This window comes from Aeromicrobium marinum DSM 15272 (assembly GCF_000160775.2).
Classification (GTDB): Bacteria; Actinomycetota; Actinomycetes; order Propionibacteriales; family Nocardioidaceae; genus Aeromicrobium; species Aeromicrobium marinum.
This window is the reverse complement of sequence record NZ_CM001024.1, coordinates 2,222,686-2,244,175: the sequence shown is the minus strand read 5'-3', so window position 1 is coordinate 2,244,175 and position 21,490 is coordinate 2,222,686. Positions and strand designations below refer to the sequence as shown.

General features: G+C 72.6%; 22 protein-coding genes. 14 read left to right on the top strand and 8 right to left on the bottom strand.

All coding sequences use genetic code 11. The annotated features are described in order from the left end of the window. Positions 1 to 35: 35 nt before the first annotated feature. Entirely contained in the window at positions 36 to 914 is an 879-nt protein-coding gene (locus tag HMPREF0063_RS16810) for an NUDIX hydrolase (protein ID WP_007078826.1), read from the bottom strand. A gap of 52 nt (positions 915 to 966) precedes the next feature. On the opposite strand from HMPREF0063_RS16810, the gene HMPREF0063_RS16805 reads away from it, so the two are divergent. Beyond that, entirely contained in the window at positions 967 to 2,055 is a 1,089-nt protein-coding gene (locus HMPREF0063_RS16805) for a hypothetical protein (protein ID WP_040320253.1), read from the top strand. Positions 2,056 to 2,066: 11 nt separating this feature from the next. On the opposite strand, the gene HMPREF0063_RS11385 is transcribed toward HMPREF0063_RS16805, so the two are convergent. After that, positions 2,067 to 4,211: an RNA degradosome polyphosphate kinase gene (locus HMPREF0063_RS11385; RefSeq protein ID WP_007078824.1), complete on the bottom strand. Its 2,145-nt coding sequence runs from the start codon at positions 4,209 to 4,211 to the stop codon at positions 2,067 to 2,069. Between the two features lie 57 nt (positions 4,212 to 4,268). On the opposite strand from HMPREF0063_RS11385, the gene HMPREF0063_RS11380 reads away from it, so the two are divergent. Continuing rightward, positions 4,269 to 5,312 carry an alpha/beta hydrolase gene (locus tag HMPREF0063_RS11380; protein WP_007078823.1) on the top strand — a complete coding sequence of 348 codons (1,044 nt, stop codon included), beginning with the start codon at positions 4,269 to 4,271 and terminating at the stop codon, positions 5,310 to 5,312. 28 nt (positions 5,313 to 5,340) lie between these two features. Here the strand turns inward: HMPREF0063_RS11380 and mshD are convergent, their stop codons facing one another. Genes mshD through HMPREF0063_RS11365 form a run of 3 tightly spaced genes read right to left on the bottom strand, consistent with a single transcriptional unit; the run spans position 5,341 to position 8,307 of the window. Then, a complete protein-coding gene (mshD, locus tag HMPREF0063_RS11375) occupies positions 5,341 to 6,165 on the bottom strand; it encodes a mycothiol synthase (protein WP_007078822.1) in 825 nt (274 codons plus the stop codon). Next, entirely contained in the window at positions 6,162 to 7,586 is a 1,425-nt protein-coding gene (locus HMPREF0063_RS11370) for a carboxyl transferase domain-containing protein (protein ID WP_007078821.1), read from the bottom strand. The genes mshD and HMPREF0063_RS11370 overlap by 4 nt, the downstream gene beginning before the upstream one ends. A gap of 7 nt (positions 7,587 to 7,593) precedes the next feature. Continuing rightward, a complete protein-coding gene (locus tag HMPREF0063_RS11365) occupies positions 7,594 to 8,307 on the bottom strand; it encodes a winged helix-turn-helix transcriptional regulator (RefSeq protein WP_040320252.1) in 714 nt (237 codons plus the stop codon). A gap of 117 nt (positions 8,308 to 8,424) precedes the next feature. Between HMPREF0063_RS11365 and HMPREF0063_RS11360 the strand changes: the two genes are divergently transcribed. From HMPREF0063_RS11360 to HMPREF0063_RS11325, 8 genes are all read left to right on the top strand, one after another. Next, positions 8,425 to 8,685 (top strand): MoaD/ThiS family protein, encoded by a 261-nt coding sequence (locus HMPREF0063_RS11360; protein ID WP_007078819.1) that lies wholly within the window; start codon positions 8,425 to 8,427, stop codon positions 8,683 to 8,685. 68 nt (positions 8,686 to 8,753) lie between these two features. Beyond that, the gene (locus tag HMPREF0063_RS11355; protein ID WP_007078818.1) at positions 8,754 to 9,554 is read left to right on the top strand and encodes a hypothetical protein; all 801 of its coding nucleotides are present in this window, start codon (positions 8,754 to 8,756) and stop codon (positions 9,552 to 9,554) included. A gap of 20 nt (positions 9,555 to 9,574) precedes the next feature. Next, positions 9,575 to 10,027 carry a thioredoxin family protein gene (locus tag HMPREF0063_RS11350; protein ID WP_007078817.1) on the top strand — a complete coding sequence of 151 codons (453 nt, stop codon included), beginning with the start codon at positions 9,575 to 9,577 and terminating at the stop codon, positions 10,025 to 10,027. Positions 10,028 to 10,273: 246 nt separating this feature from the next. Continuing rightward, complete coding sequence (locus tag HMPREF0063_RS11345) at positions 10,274 to 10,747, top strand: DUF4395 domain-containing protein (RefSeq protein ID WP_007078815.1); 474 nt, start codon at positions 10,274 to 10,276, stop codon at positions 10,745 to 10,747. An 86-nt stretch (positions 10,748 to 10,833) separates the two neighbouring features. Further along, entirely contained in the window at positions 10,834 to 11,682 is an 849-nt protein-coding gene (locus HMPREF0063_RS11340) for a sulfurtransferase (RefSeq protein WP_007078814.1), read from the top strand. A 1-nt stretch (position 11,683) separates the two neighbouring features. Further along, positions 11,684 to 11,980, top strand: coding sequence for a DUF1416 domain-containing protein (locus HMPREF0063_RS11335; RefSeq protein ID WP_007078813.1), 297 nt, complete (start codon positions 11,684 to 11,686; stop codon positions 11,978 to 11,980). Between the two features lie 186 nt (positions 11,981 to 12,166). After that, positions 12,167 to 12,778 carry a hypothetical protein gene (locus HMPREF0063_RS11330; RefSeq protein ID WP_007078812.1) on the top strand — a complete coding sequence of 204 codons (612 nt, stop codon included), beginning with the start codon at positions 12,167 to 12,169 and terminating at the stop codon, positions 12,776 to 12,778. A gap of 38 nt (positions 12,779 to 12,816) precedes the next feature. Then, entirely contained in the window at positions 12,817 to 14,625 is a 1,809-nt protein-coding gene (locus HMPREF0063_RS11325) for a DUF4012 domain-containing protein (RefSeq protein ID WP_083788911.1), read from the top strand. Positions 14,626 to 14,643: 18 nt separating this feature from the next. Here HMPREF0063_RS11325 and HMPREF0063_RS11320 read toward each other — a convergent pair whose 3' ends face one another. Both HMPREF0063_RS11320 and dtd read right to left on the bottom strand, forming a co-directional pair. After that, positions 14,644 to 15,756, bottom strand: coding sequence for an LCP family protein (locus tag HMPREF0063_RS11320; protein ID WP_007078810.1), 1,113 nt, complete (start codon positions 15,754 to 15,756; stop codon positions 14,644 to 14,646). 96 nt (positions 15,757 to 15,852) lie between these two features. After that, a complete protein-coding gene (dtd, locus tag HMPREF0063_RS11315; RefSeq protein WP_007078809.1) occupies positions 15,853 to 16,275 on the bottom strand; it encodes a D-aminoacyl-tRNA deacylase in 423 nt (140 codons plus the stop codon). 84 nt (positions 16,276 to 16,359) lie between these two features. Here dtd and HMPREF0063_RS11310 point away from each other — a divergent pair, with 84 nt between their 5' ends. From HMPREF0063_RS11310 to HMPREF0063_RS15845, 3 genes are read left to right on the top strand one after another with little or no spacing between them, the layout of a single operon-like run. Then, positions 16,360 to 16,851: a heme-binding beta-barrel domain-containing protein gene (locus tag HMPREF0063_RS11310; protein ID WP_007078808.1), complete on the top strand. Its 492-nt coding sequence runs from the start codon at positions 16,360 to 16,362 to the stop codon at positions 16,849 to 16,851. Then, positions 16,844 to 17,800, top strand: a complete 957-nt coding sequence (gene ygfZ, locus HMPREF0063_RS11305; protein ID WP_007078807.1) for a CAF17-like 4Fe-4S cluster assembly/insertion protein YgfZ — start codon at positions 16,844 to 16,846, stop codon at positions 17,798 to 17,800. The genes HMPREF0063_RS11310 and ygfZ overlap by 8 nt, the downstream gene beginning before the upstream one ends. A gap of 1 nt (position 17,801) precedes the next feature. Then, a complete protein-coding gene (locus tag HMPREF0063_RS15845; protein WP_156794105.1) occupies positions 17,802 to 18,380 on the top strand; it encodes an arsenate reductase/protein-tyrosine-phosphatase family protein in 579 nt (192 codons plus the stop codon). On the opposite strand, the gene HMPREF0063_RS11295 is transcribed toward HMPREF0063_RS15845, so the two are convergent. Next, the gene (locus HMPREF0063_RS11295) at positions 18,345 to 19,673 is read right to left on the bottom strand and encodes a tyrosine-protein kinase domain-containing protein (protein ID WP_156794104.1); all 1,329 of its coding nucleotides are present in this window, start codon (positions 19,671 to 19,673) and stop codon (positions 18,345 to 18,347) included. The two genes, HMPREF0063_RS15845 and HMPREF0063_RS11295, sit on opposite strands and share 36 nt — an antisense overlap. 115 nt (positions 19,674 to 19,788) lie before the next feature. Between HMPREF0063_RS11295 and HMPREF0063_RS11290 the strand changes: the two genes are divergently transcribed. Next, on the top strand, positions 19,789 to 21,490 hold a 1,702-nt coding region (locus tag HMPREF0063_RS11290; protein ID WP_007078804.1), incomplete at its 3' end, for a DEAD/DEAH box helicase.

The window sequence follows — 21,490 nt, the reverse complement described above, 5'->3', positions numbered from 1 at the left end:
TGGTCCAGTGACCGACATCACGCCGGGCAGGCGGCTCAGCCCAGAAGGCTGCTCGCGACGACCCGCTCGCCGCGACGGTGCACCACGACCCCGTGCCCGGGGGCCAGGCCGGGATCCTGCACGCCGAGCACGGCGAAGATGTCCGGCAGCACCGGGCCGTGGCTGCACAGCACCACGTGCTTGGACGCGTCGATTGCCTCCCGCACCGCGCGGGTGGTGTCCCGGGGCCGTGAACCTTCGGCGAACCGGGCCTCGGTGCGAGCGGCCACGCCTGCCTGCACGGCGAACGGTGCGACGGTGTCGGCGCACCGGACGGCCGGGCTCGTGACCACCGCGGTGATGCCGAAGGCCGACAGCACCGGGGCCAGCGCGCACGCCTGATGACGTCCGACGTCGGCCAGGGGGCGCTGCTCGTCGCGGCCGGCGAACGACTCCCGCGACTGGGCCTTGGCGTGGCGCAGCACCACGACGGTGCGCGTGCGCAGGCCGTCGGTGTCGCGCAGCACCCGGAAGTGCTCGAGCAGGTCCAGGTCGTGCGCGTAGGTCAGCCGGCGGGCGGCGTCGCGAGGCCGCAGCCACTGCACGGCGTCCACCTCGTCGTTGGGCACGAACCGGCCGGGATCGCCCTTGACGAGGCGGGCGGTCCAGTAGGACACCACCTTCGGCCCGGCGGCGACGCGGTACCGCACGTCGGGCAGGTCGGCCCCGAGACGGACCCGGAACCCGGTCTCCTCCTCGATCTCGCGGACGGCCGTGACGGGCAGCGACTCGCCGGGCTCGGACTTGCCCTTGGGGAAGGTCCAGTCGTCGTAGCGGGGGCGGTGGGCCACCAGCACCTCGACGCCCGTGCGGCTGCCCGCGCGGCGTCGCCACACGATGCCGCCGGCAGCCAGGATCGTCCGCTCACTCGCCATGGACGTATTCTCCATCCCACGGTCGACCGGCGACCGGCGGAGGGTGGTGACGATGACCGAGCGGACCGCTCGTCGTCCCCTGGTCGCCGTCGTGGTGACCGCCCTCGTCCTCGTGGCAGCGCTCGCGGGCGGCTGGTGGGCCTCGGCCCAGGTCGATTCACGCGGCGCTCCGTTGGTGCGGCTGGCCTCGCTCGTCCCCGCCGACGTCCACACGGTGAACCTGACCGACTGGGCCGGAATCCGCGACGCGCTCGGTGAGGGCGGCACCGCCGAGCAGCGCAGCGACCTGGTGGCCACCGCCCAGACCCGTGACCTGTCGTCCCGGTCCGTGGTGTCGCCCTCGGCCGAGCTGCTCGACGAGCTGTTCGGATGGGCGCCCTGGTCGATCGGCTGGGAGGCGTTCGTCCAGACCCCCACCGGCGGGGCGCTGATCATCTCCCTGCCGGAGTCGCAGTCGATGCGCGACCTGGCCGACCGGCTCACCGAGGTCGGGTACGAGCGGGCCGGCGGCGACGGTGACGTGCAGCGGTGGACCATCGACTCGGCCCCCCTGAGGGCGGCCGGCCTCGCGGGCGAGGGCGTCTTCACACGGCTCGCGGTGGTTCCCGGTGAGCGGATCGCGGTCTCGGCCGTCGACGACGCATCGGTCGACCGCGTGCTCGCGGTCATCGACGGCAGGGCCCCGGCCCTGGCCGGCGAGCCGCTCGCCGCGGACGTCCTCGCTCCGCTGCGCAAGGCGGTCACCGTGCTGGCGCAGACCGAGGAGTTCGCCTGCGGACCGGCCGACCCCGCCGGTGTCGGCGAGGACGCTCGCGCCCAGGCTGACGCGGCGCTGGCTCGCACCGGACCGCTGACGCCCTACCGCTGGTCGGCCCGCGCCGTCGCCGACGACGGCGACGAACAGCAGATGACCTTCGCGTTCGGCTTCGACACGGCCGGTGTCGCCGCCGAGCAGGCTGCGGTCCGGCAGGGGCTCGCCACCGGTCCGTTCATCGGTCGCACCGGACGGGTCGACGACGCGCTGCGTGACGGCACCGCCGCCCTGCGCGGCACGACCGCCGTGCTGACCTTCGACCGCGCGCCCGACTCGGCCGTCCTGATGACCGGTACCGGGCCGGTGCTGTTCGCCGCCTGCCGCTGACCCGCGCGGGATCAGGTCGTGGCGCGCGAGCGGCGCCGACGGGCCTTGTCGATGAGCGACGCCTGCAGGTCGACCGAGCCGACGTGCCGCACCCACTCCCCGTCGGGCCCGAGGTGCCACGACGACGTGTCGTCGTCGGCGGAGAGCGCCAGCAGGTCGCCCAGCCGCTCGACGTGGGAGGCCGACGGGATCGACACCAGCACCTCGACCCGTCGGTCGAGGTTGCGGTGCATCAGGTCGGCGGAGCCGATCCAGGCCTCCGGCTCGCCGCCGCCGCCGAACCAGTAGACGCGGCTGTGCTCGAGGAACCGGCCGAGCACGCTGACGGCGCGGATGTTCTCGCTCAGGCCGGGGACACCGGGACGGATCGCGCAGATGCCACGGACGACCAGGTCGACCGGCACCCCGGCGCGGGACGCCTCGTAGAGCTTGTCGATGAGCTCCTCGTCGACCAACGAGTTGACCTTGAACCGCACCGCACCGCCGCGACCGGCGCGGTGGTGCTCGATCTCGCGGTCGATGCGGTCGAGCAGGCCCTGTCGCAGGCGGGCCGGCGCGACCAGCAGGCTGCGGTACTCGGTCTTCTGGCTGAACCCCGACAGGTTGTTGAACAGGTCGGTGAGGTCGTGCGTGATGTCGGGGTCCGACGTCAGCAGGCCCAGGTCCTCGTAGTGCCGGGCGGTCTTGGGGTTGTAGTTGCCGGTGCCGATGTGGGCGTACCGGCGCAGCCCGTCGGGCTCGTCGCGCAGCACCAGCGCGAGCTTGCAGTGGGTCTTCAATCCGACGATGCCGTACACGACGTGGCAGCCGGCCCGCTCCAGCTTGCGGGCCCACCGGATGTTGGCCTGCTCGTCGAAGCGGGCCTTGATCTCGACGAGCACGAGGACCTGTTTGCCGGAGCGGGCGGCGTCGATGAGGGAGTCGATGATGGGCGAGTCGCCGGAGGTGCGGTAGAGCGTCTGCTTGATGGCCAGCACCTTGGGATCGGCGGCCGCCTGCTCGATGAACCGCTGCACGCTGGTGGCGAACGAGTCGTACGGGTGGTGCACCAGCACGTCACGCTTGCGCAGGGCGCTGAACATGTCGGCGGGGCTGGCGGTCTCGACCTCGGCGAGGTGTTCGTGGGTGCCCGGGACGAACGCCTCGAACTTCAGCTCGGGACGGTCGACGTCGGCGATCTCGTTGAGCGACCGCAGGTCGAGCGGACCGTCGAGGTGGACGACCTCGTCGGCGCGGACGCCCAGCTCGGACACCAGCAGGTCGAGCACGTCGGCCGAGATGGACGTCTCGACCTCCAGGCGCACCGGGGGGCCGAACTTGCGGCGCAACAGCTCCTGCTCGAGCGCCTTCAGGAGGTTCTCGGCGTCGTCCTCCTCGACCTCGAGGTCCTCGTTGCGGGTCACGCGGAAGGCGTGGTGCGCCATGACCTCCATCCCCGGGAACAGCAGGTCGAGGTGGGCCGCGATGACGTCCTCGAGCGGCAGGAACCGCTGCGGCGAGACCTCGACCCACCGGTCGATGATGGGCGGCACCTTGACTCGGGCGAAGTGCTCCTTGCCCGAGTCGGGGTTGCGCAGCACCAGGGCGAGGTTGAGCGAGAGCCCGGAGATGTAGGGGAACGGGTGGGCGGGATCGACGGCCAACGGGGTGAGCACGGGGAAGACCCGCTCGCGGTAGGTGGTGCTGACCCGGTCCCGCTCCTCGGGGTCGAGGTCGTCCCAGTGCAGGACCTCGATGCCCTCGGCCCGCAGCTCGCCGACGATCGTGTCGCGGAAGAGGTGGCTGTGGCGCAGCATCAGGTCGTGGCTGGCGGCGAAGCTGCGGGCCAGGACCTCCTTGGGGTTGAGCCCGCTGGCCGACGGCACGGCGACACCGGCGGCGATCCGGCGCTTGAGGCCGGCGATGCGCACCATGAAGAACTCGTCCAGGTTGCTGGCGAAGATCGCGAGGAACCGGGTCCGCTCGAGCAGCGGCAGCTCGGGGTCCTCGGCCAGCTCGAGCACGCGGGCGTTGAACGCGATCCACGACAGCTCACGGTCGAGGAAGCGGTCGGAGGGCAGCTCGCCGGACGTGGAGTCGTAGGGCGGGTCGACATCGAACTCGTCGGGGGATCCTGCGTCCGAGACCTCGAGGTCAGCACTGTCCATGCTGCCCATGGTGACAGGTTCGGGTGACGCGACGGTGAACCGTCCCCGGTGCGATACCTTGCCGCCATGGTGACTGTCCCTGACCTGTTGATCGGCGCACGCGACACCGGGTCGCGAGGTCTGATGCGGCTGCCGCGCCGGGTGCTGGCGACCCTGGCCGGCTCGCCCGTGGTGGTCGACGGCAAGCGGCTGGACGTCGAGATGCAGCTGCTGCTGAAGCTGCAGGGCCTGGCCGGGCCCTCCGTCGAGGACGTGCCGGTGACCAAGGGGCGCAAGATCGTGGCCGAGCAGTCCCAGCTCGTCGGCGGGTCCCCGGTGGTCGGCGCGGTGACCGAGCGCACCGTCCCCGGGCCCGGCGGCCGGCTCCCCGTGCGGTTCTACACGCCTCGCGGGCTGCGCGGCACCTCGGCCGCGCTCGTGTTCTACCACGGTGGTGGCTGGATCTACGGGTCGCTCGACACCCACGACGCGCTCTGCCGGACCCTCGCCGAGCAGGCGCAGGTCCGGGTCGTGTCGGTCGACTACCGGCTCGCGCCGGAGGCCCCGTTCCCCGCCGCGACCGACGACGCGTGGGCCGCCTGGACCTGGGTGCGCGACCACGCGGTCGGCCTGGGCATCGACCCGTCCCGCATCGCGGTCGGCGGCGACAGCGCCGGAGGCAACCTGGCGGCGGGTGTGGCGCAGCGGGCCGCCCGCGAGGACGGGCAGGCGCCGGCGTTCCAGCTGCTCATCTACCCGGCGACCGACTTCGCCGAGCGCGCGCCCAGCCGGGAGCGGTTCGGCACCGGGTTCTTCCTCACCACCGGGTTCATGGACCTGGCCGAGGAGAACTACCTGCTGGGTGACGAGGACCGCTCCGACCCGCGCCTGTCACCGCTGCACGGCGACGTCTCGGGTGTGGCGCCCGCGTTCGTGGTCACCGCCGGCTTCGACCCGCTGCTCGACGAGGGTCTCGCGTACGCCGAGCTGATGCGGTCGGCCGGCGTCACGGTGGAGTACCTGTGCGAGGAGGGGCTGATCCACGGCTACGCCAACATGGTGTCGTTCGGTCGCTCCGCTCCCGCTGCGGTGGCGCGGATCTCGCGCGCCCTGCAGCGCGGTCTGTCCTGACCGAGCGCGGGGAGCGAGCGCGGGGCCCTCAGGGGGCGCGGTACAGGGTGTCGCGGGCGTGCTCGTCGAAGCCGAGCCGCCGGTAGACGGTGAGGGCCGCCTCGTTGTCGCCCTCGACGTAGAGATCGACCACGCGCACGCCGGACTCGAACAGGTGGCGCAGGCCGCGCGCGGTCAGGGCCGTCCCCAGCCCCTTGCCGTGCTCCGACGGATCGACCCCGACCACGTACACCTCGCCGAGGAGCTCCCCGTCGGGGGCGGGTTCGACCTTGGTCCAGTGGAACCCCACCACGGCGCCGTCGCGCTCGGCGACGAACAGCCCCGCCGGGTCGAACCAGTCGGCGGCCGCGCGGCGCCGGAAGTCGGCCAGGTCCATCGCGCCCTGCTCGGGATGGTCGGCGAAGGCTCGCGCGTTCACAGTCACCACCGCCTCGGCGTCGGCGTCCTCGAAGGTCCTCAGCGTCACCCCGTCGGGGACGGTCTCGCGGGCGGGAGCCTGCGGCATCCGCAGCCGCAGCACCAGCAGGGTCCGCCCCGCCGACAGGCCACGGGAGCCGGCCAGCGCCCGGGCGGGGACCAGGTCGCCGTGGGCCCAGAACCCGGTCTCGCCGTCGGTACGGCACAGGTCGAGCAACCGCCCGCCCAGACCGCCTCGGCGGTGGGTCGGCGCCACGAGGATCTCGACCGGCGCCTCGCCTGCGGAGAACGCGGCGGCCACGAGCCGGCCGCCCACCTCGATCCGGTGGTCGACGCGTGGGGGGTCGCCGGCGTCGAGCGCCAGGCGGGAGGCCTCGTTGAGCGGGTCGACGCCGTCGTGCGCGGCGACCGACGCAGCCAGGTCGAGCAGGCTCACGGTGACCGCAGGGTCTCGATGCGGACCGCCACCTCGGCGGCCATCGCCCGGGCGAACGACTCGGCGTCGTCGTCGGCGTACTCGGGCACCAGGTGGTGCACCACGCCGTGTCCGTGCAGGGCGACGGCGCTGACCTGCTGGGCCTCGGCCATCTCGGCGGCATGGTCGACGTCGCCGTGCACGATCGCGCTGGCCCCCTCGGGCGGCAGGGGCGACAGCCACGCGTTCTCGGCCGCGACCACGACGTCGGCCGGCAGCAGCGCCAACGCTCCGCCGCCACAGCCCTGGCCCAGCAGCACCGACACGGTCGGCACGGTCAGGATCGACATCTGGCTGATGCAGCGGGCGATCTCGCCGGCGATCGCGCCCTGCTCGGCCTCCGGCGAGAGCTCGGCGCCGGGGGTGTCGATGAACGAGACCAGCGGCAGGTGCAGCTCCTCGGCCAGCCGCATGCCGCGCCGGGCCTCCCGCAGGGCCGCCGGTCCCATCGGGTTGTCCTTGGTCTGCGTGGAGCGGTCCTGGCCGATGACCACGCACGGCTGACCGTCGAGGCGGGCCAGCGCCACGATCATCGCGGTGTCCCGCTCGCCCTCCCCGGTGCCCTGCAGGCGGATGGTGGCGTCGCTGCCGTAGCGCAGGACCTCCCGCACACCGGCGCGGCCCGGGGCTCGCGTCAGCTCGATGGACTCCCACGTGCCGCGTCGCGGCCCGCCGTGGCCCGCCCGTCGTTCGAGGGAACGCGGCTGCGGCCCGTCGACCAGGAGGGCCAGGGCACGGTCGACGACCGACGGCAGCTCCTCGGGGAAGACGACGGCGTCGATGATCCCGTGCTGGGCGAGGTTCTGGGCGGTCTGCACCCCCGGAGGGAACGGCTTGCCCTCGAGCAGCTCGTAGACCTTGGGCCCCAGGAAGCCGATCAGTGCACCCGGCTCGGCGATCCGGATGTGGCCCAGTGAGCCCCACGACGCGAACACGCCTCCGGTGGTGGGGTGGCGCAGGTACACCAGGTACGGCAGTCCGGCCGCGCGGTGGTCCATGATGGCGCGGCTGATGTCGATCATCCGCACGAAGGCGGGGGTGCCCTCCTGCATACGGGTGCCACCCGAGGAGGTGGCAGCGAGGATGGGCAGCCCTTCGGCGGTCGCCCGCCGGACGGCCGCGACGATGCGGTCGGCTGCGGCGCGCCCGATGGACCCGGCCAGGAACCGGAACTCGTTGACGACGAAGGCGACCGGTCGGCCCTGCATCGTGGCGCGACCCGTCAGCACGGACTCGTCGGTGCCGGCCCGCTCGGCCGCCGCCTCCAGCTCGCGCCGGTACGACGGGGCGTGCCCGCTGATGTCGACCGGGGTGTCCCACGACTGCACGGAGCCGGCGTCCAGCACCAGGTCCATCAGGTCGTGGACGGTCAGGTGGGTCACGGGGGAGTCAGGCGCGGGCGTCGGCGGAGTCGCGCGCGGGCTCGGTCTTGGTCGCGACGAACCGGTAGCCGACGTTGCGGACGGTGCCGATCAGGGTCTCGTGGTCGGTGCCCAGCTTGGCGCGCAGCCGGCGCACGTGGACGTCGACCGTGCGGGTGCCGCCGAAGTAGTCGTAGCCCCACACCTCCTGCAGCAGCTGCTGGCGGGTGAAGACCCGGCCGGGGTGCTGGGCGAGGAACTTGAGCAGCTCGAACTCCTTGAAGGTGAGGTCGAGCGTGCGGCCCTCGAGCTTGGCGGTGTAGGTGGCGTCGTCGACCACCAGACCGCTGGAGGAGATCACGTGGGTCTCGCCCGGACCGTCGCCGGCGGCCGCGATCCGGCCGATGCCGAGCCGCAGCCGGGCCTCGAGCTCGGCCGGCCCGGCGGTGGTGAGCAGGACGTCGTCCATGCCCCAGTCGGCGGCGGCGACGGCGAGACCGCCCTCGGTCAGGATGACGATCAGGGGGCACTCGATGCCGGTGGTGCGGATGACACGGGTCAGGCTGCGGACCTGGGCGAGGTCGTGGCGACCGTCGACGAGCACGGCGTCGCAGGGTGGGGCGTCGAGCAGGGCGCTGGCCTCGGCGGGGAGGATGCGCACGTGGTGGGGCAGCAGGGCCAGAGCGGGCAGCACCTCCACCGACGACTGCGTGCTCTTGGTCAGCAGGAGCAGGTGCGACATGGTGCCTCCGATGTAACCCGGATACAGGACGAGGCCAGGTGAAATCATCACCATGGCCTCATTGCATGAGACAGAATATCCCAGATGACGTCCAGATCTCCATCGAATGACGAACGGGTGACCGTCGTCACGTGCCGGTACTGGGGCGGGGCGAAGGCCGCAGCGGGCACCGAGAGCGAGCTCGTGGCGGCCACCACCCTGGCCGGCGTCATGGCCGAGATCACCCGCCGACGCCCGGCCGACCGGCGGTTCTCCGATGTCGTGGACGCCTGCTCGGTGCTGGTCGAGGGCGTCGCCGTCGGCTCCCGGGATCCCGCGTCGGTGCAGCTGCGGACGCGCACCACGGTGGAGTTCCTCCCGCCCTTCGCCGGCGGCTGACGACGTCCCCCATCGGCGTGTCGGCTGCGGTGCGGTGGCACGTCGGACGGCGGTGCGATCATGCGGAGGTGTCCCGCCTCGCTCCGACCGCCCTCTCGATCGCGTTGGTCGCCGTCATCTCGCTCGCGGCCCACGCGGAGGTGTGGCTGGTCGCCGTGACCGTGGCCGTCGTGCAGGTCCTCGTCGCGGCCGCCCCGCCCCCGGCGGACGCCCGCGGCCGTTCGGTGCGGACCCCCAAGGTCGCCGCCACGGTCGCTGCGGCCACCGTGGCGACCGTCGTCACGGTGCGTCCGTCCGTGCTGGTCGGCGCCGAGGGTTCGGTCTCGGGCAGCTCGGGCGGGGTGGCGAGCGGCACGCTGGCCGGCATCCTTCCCGCCGTCGCCGTCGGCGTCATGCTGGCCCTCGTGTCTCAGATGCTGAGGTCCGACGGCCGGCGCGACCTGGTGAGCTCGACCGGCTACGCGGTCACCCTGACGATGTTCGCTTCGTTGTCGGTCGGCTGGATCAGCGCGGTGCAGGCCGTCAACGGCCCCGAGGTCGTGGTCATCGGTGCTGCTGCCGTGGCGGCGTCCCTGCTGACGTGGACGGTGCCGCTCGACCGGTGGATCTGCGGCTCGCTGGCGATCACCGCCGGTGGTGCTGGCGGGGCGGCCGCGGCGATCGTGCTGGACTCGTCGCTCACTCCTGTCTTCGGGGTCACGGTCGGTCTGGCGGTCGGTCTGTTCGCGGTCCTCGGGCAGGTCCTCGGGCGCGCCTGGGCCAAGGCGCGTCGGCACGCCGCTGCCGGGTGGGGGTTCCCCGGCGCGCTCTCCGTCGCGCTCACCGCGCCCGTGGTGCACGTCGGCGGTCAGCTCGTCACGGCCTTCTGACGCCGACGTAGGCTGGACGCGTGACCGGGATCTGGGTGCTGGCCGTCGCGATCGTCGTGACCTTCGCGCTCGCGCTGCTGATGCGTCGCCGCAACGGTCGCTTCCGCGAGGTCGCCCCGCCCCGTTCCGCCCCGTCCGAGGCCATGACGGGTGAGCGGCTCACGGCGGCGGAGATCGGCGGTGAGCTGGGGTCGCGCGTCAGTCTCGTACAGTTCTCGAGCGCGTTCTGCAGTCCGTGCCGTGCGACCCGCGCGTTGCTGCACGACGTGGTGGCCGGCCGCTCGGACGTGCGCCACGTCGAGATCGACGCCGAGGCCCACCTCGACCTGGTCCGCCGGCTCGGCATCCTGCGCACCCCCACCGTGCTGGTGCTGGACGGCTCCGGGCGGGTCGTCGGGCGGGCCTCGGGACTGCCGTCGCGGGACCAGGTCGAGGCTGCGATCGCAGCGGTCGGTGGCCCGTCGCAGGGATAGTTGTCCGCATCCTGGGATGAATGTCCATCATCTGGGACACCGAGGTGTTCCGCCGGGTCGGGCTCCGTACTCTGTTCACATGCTCGAGCACACCCACCTGACGCGGCGCCTGGCGGTCGACAACTGCCGTACGCGCTCCGCGCTGTGTCGCGCTCGCTGACCGACCCCATCCGTCCGGTCCACCTCCCGCGGCTTCCGCCGCGGTCCCGCCCTGCCGCGTCCCGCGGCCAGCGCCCAGGAGCTCCCATGTCCACGTCCACCTCCCGTCCCGTCGCGGCCGGCGCACCCCAGGTCGATCCCCGGGGGCTGCGAGCCGCTGCAGGCATCACCGCCGCGGTCCTCGTGCTGGTCCTGCTGACGGCGTCGGCGTCCACGCCGATCGCCGTCGGTCTGCTCGCCGTCCAGGCCGCCGTCTTCGCGATCGGCGCCTTCCTCGGCGTCCGGCACTCGCCCTACGGCCTGTTCTTCGCGCGAGCGATCCGGCCCCGGCTCGCGCCCCCGGCCGAGCTCGAGGACGCCCGTCCGCCGCAGTTCGCCCAGCTCGTCGGCCTGGCCTTCGCCGTCGTCGGGCTCCTGGGGTTCGCCCTGGGGTCGTCGGTCGTCGCCCTCGTGGCGGTCGGGTTCGCCCTGGTCGCCGCGCTGCTGAACGCGGTCGTCGGGTTCTGCCTCGGCTGCGAGATGTACCTGCTGGTCCGCCGCCTGGCGCCCAGCGCCGCCTGAACCACCCCGCCTGAACCACACCGACTGCCCACCCTGACCACCACACCATCTTCCGTGGGAACTTCCCACGGCGAAACGGAGGAACCATGAGCCGCGCCACTGCGCTCGTCGACGCCGACTGGGTCGAAGCCCACCTCGACGACCCCAAGGTCGTCCTCATCGAGGTCGACGAGGACGTCTCGGCCTACGACACCGGCCACATCCGCGGAGCCGTCCGGCTCGACTGGCGCCAGGACCTGCAGGACGGCGTCCGCCACGACTTCATCGACAAGGAGCGCCTCGAGCAGCTGCTGTCCGACCGTGGCATCGCCAACGACGACACCCTCGTGTTCTACGGCGGCAACAACAACTGGTTCGCCGCCTACGCCTACTGGTACCTCAAGTACTACGGCCACACCGACCTGCGGCTGCTGGACGGCGGGCGCAAGAAGTGGGAGCTGGACGGCCGCGAGCTCACGACCGAGGTCGCCGACCGCCCGGCCACGAGCTACTCGGCCGGCGAGCCCGACGACGGGATCCGTGCGTTCCGCGACGAGGTGGTCAGCGCCATCGGCAGCCAGAACCTCATCGACGTGCGCAGCCCCGACGAGTACGCGGGTCGCCTGCTGGCCCCGGCCCACCTTCCCCAGGAGGCCGCGCAGATCGCCGGCCACATCCCGACGGCGGGCAACGTGCCGTGGAGCAAGGCGGCCAACGACGACGGCACCTTCAAGAGCGACGACGAGCTCAAGGACCTCTACGCCGAGGTCGGGTTCGACGAGGGCAAGGACTCGATCGCCTACTGCAGGATCGGTGAGCGCAGCTCGCACACCTGGTTCGTGCTGCACGAGATCCTGGAGTACCCGAAGGTCAAGAACTACGACGGGTCGTGGAGCGAGTACGGCTCGCTGCGCGGGGTTCCCGTCGCGGTCGGCGACGAGCGCGGGGAGGCCTGACATGTGCGGAGCGATCTCCGGCGGCCCCAGCCTCGAGGGCGTCGACGTGGCCGGCCAGGCCGTCATCCAGGGCATCGTCACGCGCGACGGCGAGCCGGTGGGCAACGCCTACGTGCGCCTGCTGGACCGCACCGGTGAGTTCACCGCCGAGGTGCCCACCTCGGTCACGGGCCAGTTCCGGTTCTTCGCCGCCCCCGGTGAGTGGACCGTGCGCACCCTGGCCCCGCGGTCGGCCTCGGTCGACCGTCCGGTCATCGCTGCCACCGGCAGCGTGGCCGAGGTCGCGGTCACGGTCTGACCTCTGACCCCCACGCGCGACGCCCCGGAGCCCTGCGGCTCCGGGGCGTCGCGCGTCCCGCAGCACCCCGTACCTCACCGTCACCTTCCGTCACAGTGATCGTTGGACCCTGGTGAGTGCACGTGGACCCTTCATCCATGTAGACTCAGGCAACCCACGCGAACGCTCGTCCAGACTTGGAGCATCATGAACCGGACTCTCGGATCCTTCGTCGCCTTCATGGCGGCGTGCATGATCGCGGTCTTCGCCGCCCCCTCTGCCTCGGCCGACACGGTCGACGACTATGCGCCGTGGGACGTCAACCTCCTGATCGACGTCGGTGGGGGCACCTACTTCGGTGGTGACCTCGTGCCCGTCTCGGTCGAGGTCGAGAACGACGACATCATCTGCAACTGGACCCTGACGCTGAACATCGCCGGCGGCGGCACCGCGTCGTCCACCTCTCCGTCCAAGACCTTCTCGGCCAACCTGGCCTCGCCGGTCGTGCCCAGCCGCACCCCCACCTCGGTCACCGCCACCTGCGGCGTGGTCGAGCTCGACGCCGCACCTGCTGCCGCCTCGTCCGGAACCGCCTCGGCGACGCAGGCGACCTACAGCGTCACGCTCCCGCTGGCGTACCCGTCGTCCGCCTCGGCCACGGCCGAGGTCATCCTCCTGCCGCGCGGCGGCGACTCGACCGACTCCAACGGCTTCCTGCCGGGCACCGGCGGCTTCCCGCTGTGGCTGCTCGTGGCCGGTGGCGCCCTGGTCGTCGGCGGCGGCGCCGTCACCGTCGCAGCACGTCGCCGCAGCTCCTGATGGCGGTCGTGTCCTCGCGACGCGACGCCTGAGCACTGATGTCGAGATCACATGAGGTGTCCCGGCGCGCCCGGATCCGTCGTGCCGTGACGCGGCGACGGATCCTGATCGCCCTCGGCGTCGTCGTCGGGGCCGCGGTGCTGTGGACGGCGTACGAGGTCCCGCGGGCGGCGCTGTCGCTGGACCGGGCCGCCGACCAGTCCGAGATCCTGCGTCAGGCACTGGTCGACGGCGACAACGAGCTGGCCGCCGAGGCCTACGACGCACTGGCCGACTCCACCTCCCGCGCCCGGTCCTCCAGCGACGGGCCGATCTGGTGGCTGGCGGCGAAGCTGCCGGTGCTCGGCTCGACGGTCGACGCCATCAGCACCATCTCGTCGTCCTTGGATGCCGCGGTCGCCGAGGCGCTGCCGCCGATCCTGGAGGTCTCCGACCAGGTCGAGGCCGACGTCTTCACCCCCACCGACGGCCGTGTCGACATCGCGGCCATGGCGGCCATCGCGCCGGCCTTCCAGCAGGCCGACGAGGCCCTCACCGAGGCGGTCGCGCCGGTGGCCGAGATCGACCCCGCCGACCTGTTCGGCCGGCTGCGTCGCCCCGTGGCGGGCCTGCAGACCCGCCTCGTGGAGGCCCAGACCGCCGTGAGCACCGCCGCCGAGGGTTCGCGCCTGCTGCCCCGCATGCTGGGTGCCGAGGGTCCGCGCGACTACCTGCTCATGGTGCAGACCAACGCCGAGATCCGGTCCGCCGGCGGAGTGGCCGGGTCGTGGGCCGTCATCCACGCCGAGAACGGTGTCGTGGAGATGCGGGAGCAGGGCGGGTCGGCCGACATCGCGCCGGTCGACGCCCCCGTGGTCGAGCTGGCCGAGGACGAGCTGAGCCTGTTCAACCGCACGCTCGCGACCGACTTCCGCAACACCACGATCACCCCGGACTTCCCGCGGACCGCGCAGATCGCCCGCGCGCTGCTGCTGGAGCGTCAGGGCATCGCTGTCGACGGCGTGATCTCGGTGGACCCGGTGGTGCTGTCCTTCCTGCTGGCCGGCACCGGACCCGTCGAGGTCGGCAACCCCGCGGTGGTCCCGCCCGAGTTCGGCGGCGTCCTGACCGCCGACAACGCCGTGGTGGCCCTGCTGAACCGTGCGTACGCCGTCATCCCCGAGGGTCCCGAGCAGGACGACTTCTTCGAGGGCGCGGCCAAGCGGATCTTCGACGCGGTCAGCGCCGGGCAGGGCGACGCGTCCGTCGTGCTGCGGGCGCTGGCCCAGGGCGCGCTCGAGAACCGGCTGATGGTGTGGAGCGCCGACGAGCAGATCCAGGAGGCGCTGGCCGCGACCGGGATCGCCGGTGGGCTGGCCGGTGACACCGGCGACGTGCCGCACGTCGGGGTCTACCTGAACGACGGCACCGCCACCAAGATGCAGTTCTACCTGCAGTACTCCACCCGGGTGGAGGCGAGCAGCTGCGAGGACGACCGTCAGACGCTCTCGTTGCGCACGGTGGTCGAGTCGACGGCTCCCGCCGACGCGGCCAGCCTGCCGGTCACCGTGACGGGGCCCGGGTTCCGGGTGCCGCGCGGCTCGATGGACGTCGGTGTCGACCTCTACGCCCCGTTCGGCGGACAGGTCACCGACGTCCGGGTCGACGGCGAGCCGCAGACGATCTACGCCGAGGAGCTGAACGGCCGCCCGGTCACCTACGTGACCCTGCGGCTGGCGCCCGGCGACCGGTACGTCATCACCGCGGACATCCGCACCGGCGAGGGCCAGACGGCGGACGGCGTGCTGACCAGCACCCCCGGCATCACCAGCGCCCCGAACGACCTGCGGATCCGCAGCGCCTGCTGACGGCAGGCTGACAGACCGTCAGGCGATCTCGCGGTCCGAGCCGAGCTCCTCGTCGGGGTAGGCGTCGAGGTAGGTCTGGATCGTGTCGCTCGCGATGGCCTGCCACAGCTCGGTCGCGCGCGCCTCGTCCAACCGCACGATGCTGCCGACGCCGGCGAGCTCCTCGGTGGTCGCGACCGGCGCCGTGAGGAAGTTGACGGTGCCGGAGCCCACGCCGCGCAAGGACAGCGCGAGGTTGCGCAGGTTGCCCGTCGACCAGCCGCTGTCGAGCGTCATGTTGTCGGCCAGGGCGCCGAGCGTGTTGGCGAGTGACACCGGGTTGGCCAGCACCCCGCGCGACAGCATCTTGTTCATGACCGACCGCATGAAGTTCTGCTGGCGGGCGATGCGGTCGAAGTCACCGCGCAGCAGACCGTACCGGGTGCGGACGTACTGCAACGCCCGCTCGCCCTCCAGGACCTGGTCGCCGGCCTCCCAGCGGATCTTCTGGCTGGGGTCGTAGAAGGTGTTCGGGATGAAGACCTCGACGCCGCCCACGGCGGTCGTGATGTCCTTGAACCCGGCCCAGTCGATGATCGCCAGGTGGTCGATCGACAGGCCGGTCAGCGCCTCCACGGTGTTGACCGCGCCACGGGGTCCGTAGGTCGAGAAGGCCGCGTTGATCTTCTCGCGGGACTGCACCTCGCCGTCCTCGTCGAGGATGTCGGTGTACGTGTCGCGAGGGATCGAGACCAGGTGGACGGCACTGCGGTCGCGCGGGATGTGCACCACCATCAGGGTGTCGCTGCGGTACTTGCCCGACGGCCAGCTGGCCGCCGCGGCGTCCTCCTCGATGGAGTCGCCACCCTCGGAGCCCTCGCCCTGGTCCGACCCGAGCAGCAGGATGTTGAGCGCGCGCCCCTCGTCGGGGTCGACGTCGCCGTCACCGACCGCGGAGATGTCGACCCGACCGAACTGGTTCAGCTGGGCGTTGAGGTGGTACGCGTAGCCCGCCACCGACCCCATGAGCAGCACGAGGACGGTGGTGACGCCCGTGATGAGTCGGCGGTGCCGACGACGGAACGGCTGTCCGCCGAGACGCCTCTTGCCGGCGTCTCGGTACCTCCGCCCGCTCCTGGGTCGCCTCGCCATGCTGTCCTGTCTGTTCGGTCTGCCCCGCTCCGTGCAACTCTCAACCGGTCCAGTGTGCCGGGTCGTGCCCCGCCGGCCAACTGTTCCCGGCCGACGTCACAGGTCGAGGACCAGCGTCACCGGTCCGTCGCCGACCAGCGAGACGGCCATCTCGGCGCCGAAGACCCCGGTCGACACCGTCGTACCTCTCCTGCGTAGTTCGTCGCAGAACCGCTCGTAGATGGGTTCGGCCACCGGGCCGGGCGCTGCCGCGGTCCACGACGGCCGGCGGCCCTTGCGCGTGTCGCCGTAGAGGGTGAACTGGCTGACGACCAGCGCGGAGCCGGCTCCGTCGGCCAACGAGGTCTCCCCGCGCAGGATCCGCAGGGAGTGCACCTTGGCCGCCAGGCGGTCGGCGAGCTCGGGGGTGTCGTCGTGCGTGACGCCCAGCAGGACCACGAGGCCGGGACCGATGGCCCCCACCTCGGTCCCGTCGACGACGACCCCGGCCCTGGTCACCCGCTGCACCACTGCTCGCACGGGGCCACCATCGCACGACGTCGGTGTCGGCGGTGGGACGCCTCTCACGCCGGTCGGGCCCGGGTCGGCCGGTAGGCTGGAGGCATGGCCTTCGAGATCCCGTCCGACCTGCACCCGGATCTCGTGCCGATGGCGTGGCTGCTCGGCACGTGGCACGGCAACGGCCGCGGCGACTACCCCGGCATCGATGCCTTCGGGTTCGAGCAGGACGTCGTGTTCGCCCATGACACCCGGCCGTTCCTGCACTACTTCAGCCGGTCGTGGATCACCGACGACGCCGGCGAGCGGATCCGTCCCGGGGCACTGGAGACCGGGTTCCTCCGGCCGGTCACCGACGGGGTCGAGATGGTACTGGCGCATCCCACCGGCTACGCCGAGGTCTGGTACGGCGTCGTCGACGGTCCGCGCATCACGATGACCACCGATCTCGTCGCCCGCACCACCACCGCCAAGGAGTACACCGCGGGCCAGCGCATGTACGGGTTGGTCGAGGGTGCCCTCATGTACGCCTACGACATGGCGGCCGGTGGCGAGGAGATGCAGTCCCACCTGTGGGGGAAGCTCGAGCGTGTCTGAGTCCACCGAGCGCCGTTCGCCGCTGCTGGACCTGCCCGGAGCGGTGGCGGCCGACGCCCCCGACGCCGCCGTGGCCGCGCACTACGGGTCGATCGTCGCCGAGCAGCGCACCCTGCTCGCCGGCGGCACCTTCGTCGACCTCTCACACCGGGACGTCGTCACCGTGGCCGGCCCGGACCGCCTGACCTGGTTGCACGCCCTCACGACCCAGTACCTGCTGGACCTGCCTCCGGGCCGGCCCACCGACGTCCTGCTGCTGTCGCCGCAGGGCCGGATCGAGCACGCCTTCACCGGCGTCGACGACGGCGCGACCTTCACGGTGCACACCGAGCCGGGCGCCGGCGCTCCCCTGGTGGAGTTCCTCGACCGCATGCGCTTCATGTCCAGGGTCGAGGTCACCCTCGCCACCGACCAGTGGGCCGTCATCGGTCTGCCCGGCCTGGCCTGGGAGGTCCGCCCGCGGGCCGACCTGGCGTCGCTGCCGGCCGTGCTCGGCGACCCCGTCGGGTCGTGGGCGTGGGAGGCGCTGCGCATCGAGGCGGGTCGGCCACGCATCGGTCTGGACACCGACGAACGGGCCATCCCCAACGAGCTCGGCCTGCTCGGCAGCGCCGTGCACCTCGACAAGGGCTGCTACCGCGGTCAGGAGACCGTCGCGCGCGTGCACACGCTCGGCCGACCGCCGCGCCGCCTCGTCCGGCTGCACCTCGACGGCTCGGTCGACCACCTGCCGCCGGTCGGGACGGACCTGCTCGACCCGGCCGGCACCCGGGTGGGCGCCATCGGCACCTCGGCCCGCCACCACGAGCTCGGTCCTGTCGCCCTCGGTGTGGTCAAACGCAACGTCGACCCGACGCTGGTGCTCACCGCCGACGGGGTGCCCGCCTCCCAGGAGGTGCTGGTCGATCCCGAGATCGGCCTGCACGTGCGTCCGCGGCTCGGTGGCTGAGGTGACGCGGCGGTTCACGGTCCTGGCGGTGTGCACCGCGAACATCTGCCGCTCGCCGATCATGGAGGTGCTGCTGCGCTCCCGGCTGGACCCCCGGCACTTCGAGGTCGCGAGCGCCGGGGTGCGGGGATGGGACCGGTCGCCCATGGACGCGATGGCGGCCATGGAGCTCATGCGGCTCGGCCACGACCCGACCGGGTTCGAGTCCCACCCCATCGACGGCTACCTGGTGGGGTCGGCCAACCTCGTGCTGACCGCCACCCGCGAGCACCGCTCGGCCGTGCTCGAGCACAGCCCCCTGGCGCTGCGGCGCAGCTTCACCCTGTTGGAGTTCGCCGACCTGGTCGACACCGTCGACGCGGACTCGCCACCGGCCCTGGTGGCGGAGGCGGCCCGTCTGCGCGGCAGCGCCGGCTCCGTCCTGGACATCCAGGACCCCTACCGGCGCAGCCCCCAGGTGCACCGGGACACCGCGGACGAGATCGACCGGGCGTGCTCCACGATCGCCGCGCGGCTCAACGCCCTCGTCGGGGTGGGTGGCTCGTCAGCGGGCGGCGCGCCGGGTGCCGCGCTGCCGTGACGAGGTCGAACCCTCCGGTCCGTAGCCGTACCGCCGGGCCTCGCGGCGCGGCGTCATCGTGAGGACGGTGCCGAGTACCGTGGCGTCGACGGCCCGGAGCCGCTCGGCCGCCAGCTCGAGCTCGTCGGCGCGCGTCCGGCCGTGCCGGACCAGGACGATCGCCCCGTCCGACAGGGCCGCGAGCAGGGCGGCGTCGCTGACCGGCAGCAGCGGGGGCGCGTCGATGAGCACCACGTCGTAGCGGTCCCTCAGGCCGTCGACCAGGCGGGCCATGGCCGTGGTCTGCAGGATCTCGGTGGGGTTGGGCGGCAGGGCGCCGCTGGTCAGGACGTCCAGCCCCGGAGTGCCGCTGGCCTGCACGGCCTCGTCGATCGGGATCCTGCCGACCAGGGCGGTGGTGAGCCCGACCGTGCGCTCGATGCCGAACATCTCGGCCAGGCGGGGACGTCGCAGGTCGCCCTCGACGACCACGACGCTGCGGCCGGTCTCGGCGATCGCCTGCGCCAACGCGCAGGTCGTGGTGGTCTTGCCGTCGCCCGGCAGGGCGCTGGTCACCGTGATGACCTGCTGGGCCTGGTCGACGTCGAGGAACTGCAGGTTCGTGCGGAGGATCCGCAGCGCCTCGTGACGGGGGTGGTGCGGCTCGAGGTCGGACAGCAGCGGACGGGTCCGCACGTCCGGGTCGGTGGCGACGCTGGCGAGCACCGGAGCCCCGAGGATCTCCTTGGCCTGGGCCGAGGTGTCGACGACGCCGGGCGGGACGCCGCGGAAGACGGCGCGGACGGATCCGACCACGAGCCCGACGACGGTCGCGATCGCGAGCCACGTGGGCCAGTCGGGACGGCTGGGGGAGTCCGGCGCCCCGGCGGGGGAGATCACCTGCGAGGAGACCTGCGGCCCTGCCTCGGGCTGCTCGAGGTCCAACCAGGCGGCGAACCGGTTGCCCAGGGCGGTGGCGGCCGCAGCCGCCTCGCGCGCGGTGTCGGCCCGGACGTCGAGCCGGATGACGTCGGCCCCCTCGCGAGGGGTCGCACGGACCTCGACGTCGGTGGCGCCCTCGGTCGACCCGATCAGGGTCCTGCCCTCCAGCACGGCGGCGTAGGAGGCGATGGCCCGCTCACCGGGGGACCCGGCGGACCCGGCCTCGTCGACCTGCAGCAGCAGCAGGTCGGTGGAGGCGGTGTACTGCCGCGGCACGACGGCCGCGACCGCGGCCACCACGGCCACGGTCAGGGCGGTGATGAGTAGAATTGACGTCCATCGTCCGGCGATCGCGCCGAGTGTCGTCCGCAACTGATCCTCCCCTGTGCTGGGCCTCCCGCCGGCCAAACACTACGGTATGCCGAGAGGGTCGGTGTGCATCCACGCTGCCGTCGCCGCTGGCCGTCGCCGTACCCCAGGAGTTCTGATGAGCGAGTCCGTCCCGTCCTTCGCCGACCTCGGCCTGGGGGACGCCCTCGTGGCGGTCCTCGCCGGCCTCGGCTACGAGACCCCGACCCCCATCCAGGCGCAGGCCATCGGGCCGTTGCTCGACGGACGCGACGTGGTCGGCCTGGCGCAGACCGGCACGGGCAAGACGGCCGCCTTCGCGCTGCCGATCCTCGAGCGGCTCGACCCCGACCGCGCCGAGACGCAGGCCCTGATCCTCGCCCCCACGCGTGAGCTGGCGCTGCAGGTCAGCGACGCCTTCGCCACCTACGCCGCCCGCACGCCGGGTCTGCGCATCCTGCCGGTCTACGGCGGCCAGGGCTACGCGGCCCAGCTGCGTGGGTTGCAGCGGGGCGCGCACGTGGTCGTGGGCACGCCCGGTCGTGTCATCGACCACCTCGACCGCGGCAGCCTCGAGCTGTCCGGCCTCGACCACCTCGTGCTCGACGAGGCCGACGAGATGCTGACGATGGGGTTCGCCGAGGACGTCGAGCGGATCCTGGCCGACACCCCCGAGGACAAGCAGGTCGCGCTGTTCTCGGCCACGATGCCCCCGGCGATCCGACGCCTCGCCAAGAAGTACCTCAACGACCCGGTCGACGTGGCGACGCCGGCTGCCACCCGGTCGACCACGACGGTGCGTCAGCGCTGGATCTCGGTGCCGCACCACGGCAAGTTCGACGCGCTCACCCGCCTGCTGGAGGTCGAGAACGGCGACGGGATGATCATCTTCGTCCGCACCAAGCAGGCCACCGAGGAGCTCGCCGAGAAGCTGCGGTCGCGGGGCTTCGATGCGGCAGCCCTGAACGGCGACCTCGTGCAGGCGCAGCGTGAGCGCATCGTGGGCCAGCTCAAGGGCGGCAGCCTCGACATCCTCGTGGCGACCGACGTCGCGGCCCGAGGGCTCGACGTCGACCGCATCACCCACGTGATCAACCACGACATCCCGCACGACGCCGAGTCCTACGTGCACCGCATCGGGCGCACGGGCCGGGCGGGTCGCTCCGGCGAGGCCGTCCTGTTCGTCACCCCCCGTGAACGGCGGATGCTCTCGGCGATCGAGAAGGTGTCGGGCCGGCCGGTCGAGGAGATGAGCGTCCCGAGCGCCGAGGAGGTCAACACGCAGCGGTCGGAGCGCTTCGCCGCCGCCATCACCGAGAGCCTGGGGTCGCCGCAGTTCCACCCGTTCCGCCGGCTCGTCGAGGAGTACGCTGCCGCGCACGAGGTCGACATGACCGACGTGGCCGCCGCGCTGGCGGTGATGAACACCGACGACAAGGAGTTCTTCCTGCGGCCCGACCCGCCGGTCAAGGAGCGGCCGAAGCGGGAGCGGACCGAGCGGGACGACCGTCCTCGTCGTGACGTCCAGGAGCAGGCCGGGCAGGAGGCCCCCGAGGGGTGGCGCCGGTACCGGCTGGCCGTCGGCAAGCGGCACCGCATCGGCCCTTCGGCCATCGTGGGGGCGATGGCCAACGAGGGCGGGCTGCGGCGCACCGACTTCGGCAAGATCACGATCGGTGTCGAGCACGCCGTCGTCGAGCTGCCGGCCGACCTGCCCGACGCGGTGTTCGACGCGTTGGCCGACACCCGGATCTCGGGCAAGCGCATCGACCTGCGGGTGGACGACGGCCCGCCGCCGGCCCGCCAGCGGGGTCCCCGCAGCGGCGGGTACCAGGGCTCGG